Below are 6,546 nucleotides of genomic sequence, written 5' to 3' on the forward strand. Positions count from 1 at the left end.
GCAAGATCGATCACATCCCAGCGCGAATTACCGGATTGCCATTCACGCGCATAGGGGTCATAAAAATTGCGGTACAGCGTAAACCGGGTGACTTCATCATCGAATCGCAACGTGTTATAGCCCACCCCGCAGGTACCCGGTTGCGCCAACTGTGCATGAATCAGTGCGATGAATTCCGGCTCCGGCAGCCCCCGGGCTTCTGCCATTTGTGGCGTAATGCCGGTAAGCAGACAGGCTTCCGGGTGAGGCAACCGGTCGCGCGCCGGCTGGCAATAGATCACCAGCAGATCGCCAGTTTCATTGAGCGCTTCATCCGTCCTCAACCCGGCAAACTGGAATGGCCGATCCCAGCGCGGCGTTGCCCCGGAAGTTTCATAATCATGCCAGTAAAGCGTTGAATTACCTGTCTGCATTGTAGTAGCACTTCCGAGTCATTTTTATCCAGCAGATGATGTAAAAGTACAGAAAAACATCACACCTGGTTAAAGCCTGGCACCGAGCCCCCGTTTATGGATAACAGGCTTATTTTACCAGCCAGCTCGCTGGATAAGATTTTTGAGCAGTTCGTCAACCCGGGAAATAAACGGCTTCAGTACCAGGGTTGCTGTACCCGGAACGGATTTAGACGCAGCGGCTTTCTCAGTAATTGATACGGATGCCGTAATTTCCAGGATTAAGATGTTTCAGGAGTTTACTGGTGAAAATCAGATTATTAAGCCTGTTTTTATAGGTTTATACGACAAATGGACTGGGCTACAGGACATTTAATGCCATATATACCATGTTATGTATCTATCAGCTCATTATGAGGCAAACATGAGCGAAAAAATTTTAAACGAGATGGACCTTGAACCAATCATGGTCAAAATTATGGATATCGAAGAAGGCTTAGGTTGGTCGCTGGAATTTACAAAGCGTGTAGCAGCCGAGTACAGGAAATATCTTGTACTGTGTAAAGAGCACCCTGATGCCGCCGTTGTGCCATCATCATTTGTTGATGATTTTTGGCACTTCCACATTTTGGATACTCAAAAATATCAAGAGGATTGTGAACATTATTTTGGTTATTTTCTTCATCATTTCCCTTATTTTGGGATGCGAGGCAAAGAAGATGAGGATAACTTAAAGGCGGCGTGGGTTGAATCTTGCACTCTTTATGAAAATCATTTTGGGGCTTTGCCTACTGATCTTTGGTTGGCCAGCAAACGCTGCCCAAACTGCGGCCGCCGATCTAACAGTATTAAATATACTATGGATCAAAGGCCAAGGCTTGTAGTTGCTGCGTAACATAGAGACAAGCCAGTCAGGCGGATAGTTTGTAAATTGCTGTTTGCGTATTAGCTGCGATAATTTTATGCATAACCATCAACTTACAAACTACTGCTTACTTGGCACTAGACAATCAGGAAAGGAGATGATGCGAAGATCAAGTACCATAAATGCAGTTACTCCGAGAAGACAACCATAGCGTTATTTATAAAGATAATAGGGGGAGCCATGCCCATCGGCAGATTTTGGGTGGGCAACGTACCTGTTGCGGGATCAGATTTGTCCTTCCAATTGAAATAGCCATCATCACAAGCGGTATCAGCATGCTCGTGTTCAAGGGTGAAATAGTCCAATAATTAGTTCGCCAAAATTTAGAGGTTATTCTGCATGGTATCTCCACGATTAGTCGCTAAAATTGAAGCAGAAGAGCCAACGCTCCGCTTGGCAGTGCTCATTGATGCTGATAATGCCCAAGCGGCTGTCATTGAAGGGTTGCTTGCCGAGATTGCGCGATTCGGGGAAGCAACCGTGAAACGCATCTACGGTGACTTTACCGTTCCCACGAGTGCTTCCTGGAAAAAGGTACTTCAAAAATATGCCATCAAACCTGTTCAGCAGTTCGCGTATACGACAGGCAAAAATGCTACAGACAGCACGCTCATCATCGATGCGATGGATTTGCTCTACACCCGAAAATTTGATGGATTCTGCCTGATTACAAGCGACAGTGATTTCACCGGCCTTGCAATGCGTTTACGTGAAGAGGGGCTCACTGTCCTCGGCTTCGGGGAGAAGAAAACACCCGAGGCTTTCCGCAATGCCTGTCATAAGTTTGTGTTTACCGAGGTTCTTCGCCCGGATACAGCAACTGAATCAGCTACACAACAAGCGAAAAAGACAGAAGATGATCAAAAATCATCTTCTTCACAATTTCCTGCTCAAATTCCGGAAACGAAACCGGAGTTTCCCAGGAAATTTATTCTGGCCGCACTCGAACAATCAAGCGATGATGCCGGGTGGGCAAATTTAGGCAATTTTGGCAACTACCTCAACAAATTACAACCTGATTTCGATTCCCGGCTTTACGGTTACAAAAAACTTTCTGATCTTGTCAAAGCCAGGACAGATCTCTTCGTAACTGAAGAACGGCAGGCACCGGGATCAATACAAAAAGCCTTGTATCTTCGTGCCAAATAGTTTTCTGACATAGGCACTCAATCTCTCTTTAGTTACCGGGTTCTGTACTATAAAGCAGGCAGTACTGGTCAATCAGCCACTTTATACGTTCTCCCATTCGGAAACCCAGGCGCTGCCAGATTTTTATGGTAGTACAGCAGAATTGTGTGGGTAGAAATACAGGCCGTGGGCGCCGGTTTCCAGCAGGCGAGCACAGAGTGCGGTAACGACGTCCAGCCCGAATGCCTGGATGGAGGGAATGTCATTACCGATAGCTTTCCAGTTTTCTGCGAATCCCGCGTGGGATTTCTGCGCCACAGCTTTCGTAAAACTTCGCCAGTCGGAAGCTGGTTGCGAATCAAAAAATAATAAAACTAAACGAAGGGGCCGGACATGAACATCGATCTTTCTGGTTCGTGACCAGCCCCTGACTGCCAGAAGCTGAAGTATCAGAAACTCATTTGTATAAGGGATCTATCCTTCTGATTTGGCACCCAATACAGCAGCATCGATACGATCTCTCAGTCCCTGTATTTCGGTTTTTGCCTCTGATACCAGTCGTTCAACTTTATGCTCATCTTCAGGTCCTGCAAGATGGGTAAACTCGTGACTGTCCTCATAAGCCTGTTTCGTTGTACCGGTTAGTCTGATCAGGGTTCCGGCAATCATGCCGCCAGTCAAAGCCAGCGCAAGTGTGATAGCGATGCCTGTCAACTGGGCCACAGCAACGCCTGGCACTATCAGGATCGCACTGAATCCGCCCAGCAATCCTGGTAATCCATGCAGATTGTGCACCCCGCAGGTATCTACCACCCTGGCTTTGGATTCCAGCATGGGCTGAATAAATACAAAGCCCACTACAGAAATGGTGCCGCCCAGCAAACCGATCACGAAAGCACCCACCGGCCCGACAATATTACAGACTGAGCCAATTGCCACTCCCCCGGCAAGCGCTGCATTGGCCATATCGACTATGGATGCTTTCCCTTTGTGAAACAGTGCGCTCAGGAAATAAGTGGCGAGTGTGGCGCCACATAAAGCAAGCAGTGTGTTGACTATGGTTTGGGGCATCTGTTCGAATGGCACGATTGCAGTCGCAAAGCTCGGCCAGAAGATCCACAGTACCATTGACCCCAGCATTGAAAAGAGATCCGAGGTTGCGTCCGATTCGATCGGTTGAGCCCGCTGGGCCGCGGTAGTCAGCGTGATAGAGGCCCCCAAACCAAAGTACGCACCGAAAGCGTGGATGGCGATCGATCCGGCAGAATCCTGGAATCCTTCAGTCAACCCTGAAGCATTATCCAGCACCAGCCACTCATTCAGCAGATAAACCGGCACAATAAACAATGCCAGTAATGCATATTGAAAAACCCGTAAACGCCCGAGTACTGCTCCCATGGCAATCAGTCCCGCCGCTACGGCAAATTCCGCATAGACTACTGCATCGACGGATTGGGGCGTCAGTGCATGTCCAAAAATCCCGTTTGCACGTAAAAGAATATAGAGCGGAAGTCCAGTGGCGACGACCAGATAGGTACCGGTAGTTGCACTAAATCCGTACCGCCGTACGAAAACCATTAAAAAACCGAAACCAACCAGCAACATGGCCAGAATATTGATGGAGTAGTTGTATTGTGCTACCAGACGCGCTTCGTTGATCTCTGCAGGAGCAGCTGCGCTCGCCCAACTGCTGAAACACAACAGAAACAGAGCGATTGAACTGAACGCAGCGAAACATCGATGTTTACTCATTTGCTGACTCCCTATATTTTGAATTGAAGTTATCCGGGTTACCCCGCGTATGTGCCTGCCGGATTCTTTGATCAGTTTTATTAAGCAGGAGTATTTTCCGCACTTCACTTAATAATGCGAAAACCTGATTCTGATTTCTATTATTGTTTACCAGGTCCGGTAAAGCTTGAGCGCTCATGAATAAATAACTGTCCGGCTGTCATGTCACCTGTCAGATGCTGCTTAATCCCGTATCTGCTCATTGTGATCAGGAATTAATATTTCATCTTCCATTTCCAGCCCTTATACGATATTTATTCAGTCGCCGCGGAAGTGTGAACCTTAATAACCACGAATTCAATAGGGCTAATAAAGAATATTGGGCATTAATCCACCCTGCTTCATCTGGTTAAATCGCCCCGGGCTTTAAGCGAGGCTTCAATTTTTAAGGAATGGAATCAGTCACATCCAGAGAAATCAACTACTTTTTACATTACCCTCTTCCCAGGAAGGGGTATATATCGAAACGATTCAATCATGTGCTGAAGAAAATGGATACGGATCTCCCGGCGAGCTACAGCTACAGCTACAGCCCCAGGCGCTGCCAGATTTTTGTGGGAAGTACGGCGGAGTTGAGTGTGTAAAAATGCAGGCCGGGGGCGCCGGCTTCCAGCAGGCGTGCACATAATGCTGTGACGACATCCAGCCCGAATGCCTGGATGGAAGGAATATCATCACCAAAGCTTTCCAGTTTTCTGCGAATCCAGCGTGGAATTTCTGCTCCGCAGCCATCCGAAAATCTTGCCAGTTGAGAAAATTTGCTGATCGGCATAATGCCGGGAACGATCGGGATACTCAGATTCGCGGCTTCACACATCTCCACAAAATGCAGATAGGCATCCACGTTGTAAAAAAACTGGGTAATCGCCGCATTGGCACCTGCTTCAACTTTTCGTCTGAAATTGGTGAAATCCTCCAGCGCGGAACGGGCTTGCGGATGATATTCCGGATAGGCTGCCACTTCGATCCAGAAAGTATCACCAAACTCCCTGCGGATAAATGCCACCAGCTCATTGGCGTAGCGGAATTCCCCCGCCTGCGCCATGCCGGAAGATAAATCGCCACGGAGCGCCACAATGCGGCTGATACCGTGACTGCGATATTTCTCAAGGATGGAACGAATATTGTCACGGGTGGAGCCGATACAGGAGAGATGGGGTGCTACCGGATAACCTTCTGCCTGGATTTCCAGCACAGTTTCCAGTGTGCGTTCACGCGTGGAACCGCCGGCACCAAATGTCACCGAAAAAAACTTTGGATTGAACTGGGCAAGCTGTATGCGCGCGGCCCGCAGCTTTTCCATTCCTTCCGGTGTCTGCGGCGGGAAAAATTCAAAACTGAATGTGGGGGTAAATTTTTTCTGGGATTGCATTGGGATTCACTTCCATGAGTTGCGGCCCTGTAAGAAGGGCAACGGAAAATCAATGAAGCAAAGCCGGGAAACTCTATCGCTGTTTCCCGGCTTTAACAGGCTGAACATAACAACTTCGGAAAAAGCCGCGGGAGTCATCAAACCCCGGTGCAGTTTTTCAGAATGCTATTAGTACCGGTACATTTCCGGTTTATAGGGCCCGTTCTTGTCGAGATTGAGGTAGTGCGCCTGTTCATCGGTCAGTTCCGTCAGCTTCACACCCAGCTTGTCCAGATGCAGGCGTGCCACCATCTCATCAAGGTGTTTAGGCAGCACATACACTTTCTTCTGGTACGCCTGGCCATTCTGCCAGAGCTCCATCTGCGCCAGCACCTGATTGGTGAACGAACTGGACATGACAAAAGACGGATGGCCGGTAGCGCAGCCCAGGTTGACCAGACGCCCCTGTGCCAGCACGATAATGCGGCGGCCGGTTGGGAAAATCACGTGATCGACCTGTGGTTTGATGTTTTCCCACTGGTATTTCTGCACTGAGGCAATATCGATTTCAGAATCGAAGTGGCCGATATTGCACACGATCGACTGGTTCTTCATTTTCAGCATGTGATCGTGGGTGATGACACGCAGATTGCCGGTAGCGGTAACAAAAATATCTGCTTTATCGCAGGCGTCATCCATGGTCACTACACGGTACCCCTCCATCGCCGCCTGCAATGCACAGATCGGATCGATCTCGGTGATCCAGACAGTTGCTCCCAAACCGCGCAATGATTGTGCACATCCTTTGCCGACATCGCCATAACCGCACACTACGGCGATTTTTCCGGCAATCATCACATCGGTTGCACGCTTGATGCCATCCACCAGTGATTCGCGGCATCCATAGAGATTGTCGAATTTGGATTTGGTGACTGAATCATTGACATTGATTGCCGGAA

6 protein-coding genes and 1 pseudogene are annotated in these 6,546 nt (G+C 48.5%); 2 read left to right on the forward strand and 5 right to left on the reverse strand.

Features of this window, described 5'->3' with window-relative positions:
• Window positions 1-413 (reverse strand): exonuclease domain-containing protein (locus tag IT527_RS08335; RefSeq protein ID WP_292968075.1); only part of this gene is annotated, 413 nt, incomplete at its 3' end.
• 403 nt (window positions 414-816) lie between these two features.
• On the opposite strand from IT527_RS08335, the gene IT527_RS08340 reads away from it, so the two are divergent.
• Both IT527_RS08340 and IT527_RS08345 read left to right on the forward strand, forming a co-directional pair.
• A complete protein-coding gene (locus tag IT527_RS08340; protein ID WP_292968076.1) occupies window positions 817-1,287 on the forward strand; it encodes a hypothetical protein in 471 nt (156 codons plus the stop codon).
• Between the two features lie 369 nt (window positions 1,288-1,656).
• On the forward strand, window positions 1,657-2,466 hold the full coding sequence (locus IT527_RS08345; protein WP_292968077.1) for an NYN domain-containing protein: 810 nt from the start codon (window positions 1,657-1,659) through the stop codon (window positions 2,464-2,466).
• A gap of 28 nt (window positions 2,467-2,494) precedes the next feature.
• On the opposite strand, the pseudogene IT527_RS08350 reads toward IT527_RS08345, so the two are convergent.
• The 4 genes and pseudogenes from IT527_RS08350 to IT527_RS08365 all read right to left on the reverse strand — a co-directional run.
• Window positions 2,495-2,788, reverse strand: a pseudogene (locus IT527_RS08350) (methylenetetrahydrofolate reductase); the annotation flags it as partial.
• 131 nt (window positions 2,789-2,919) lie between these two features.
• Window positions 2,920-4,197 carry an ammonium transporter gene (locus IT527_RS08355; RefSeq protein WP_292968078.1) on the reverse strand — a complete coding sequence of 426 codons (1,278 nt, stop codon included), beginning with the start codon at window positions 4,195-4,197 and terminating at the stop codon, window positions 2,920-2,922.
• A 565-nt stretch (window positions 4,198-4,762) separates the two neighbouring features.
• Entirely contained in the window at window positions 4,763-5,608 is an 846-nt protein-coding gene (metF, locus tag IT527_RS08360) for a methylenetetrahydrofolate reductase [NAD(P)H] (protein ID WP_292968079.1), read from the reverse strand.
• A 168-nt stretch (window positions 5,609-5,776) separates the two neighbouring features.
• On the reverse strand, window positions 5,777-6,546 hold a 770-nt coding region (locus IT527_RS08365; RefSeq protein WP_292968080.1), incomplete at its 5' end, for an adenosylhomocysteinase.

The sequence above is a fragment of the Nitrosomonas sp. genome (assembly GCF_020852615.1).
In the GTDB taxonomy this organism is placed as follows: Bacteria; Pseudomonadota; Gammaproteobacteria; order Burkholderiales; family Nitrosomonadaceae; genus Nitrosomonas.

What these genes read in the sequence shown, in the direction of transcription:
- IT527_RS08345 (WP_292968077.1), top strand. Translation starts at nt 1,657, where the DNA reads ATGGTATCTCCACGATTAGTCGCTAAAATTGAAGCAGAAGAGCCAACG.
- IT527_RS08340 (WP_292968076.1), top strand. Translation starts at nt 817, where the DNA reads ATGAGCGAAAAAATTTTAAACGAGATGGACCTTGAACCAATCATGGTC.
- IT527_RS08355 (WP_292968078.1), bottom strand. Translation starts at nt 4,197, where the DNA reads ATGAGTAAACATCGATGTTTCGCTGCGTTCAGTTCAATCGCTCTGTTT.
- metF (WP_292968079.1), bottom strand. Translation starts at nt 5,608, where the DNA reads ATGCAATCCCAGAAAAAATTTACCCCCACATTCAGTTTTGAATTTTTC.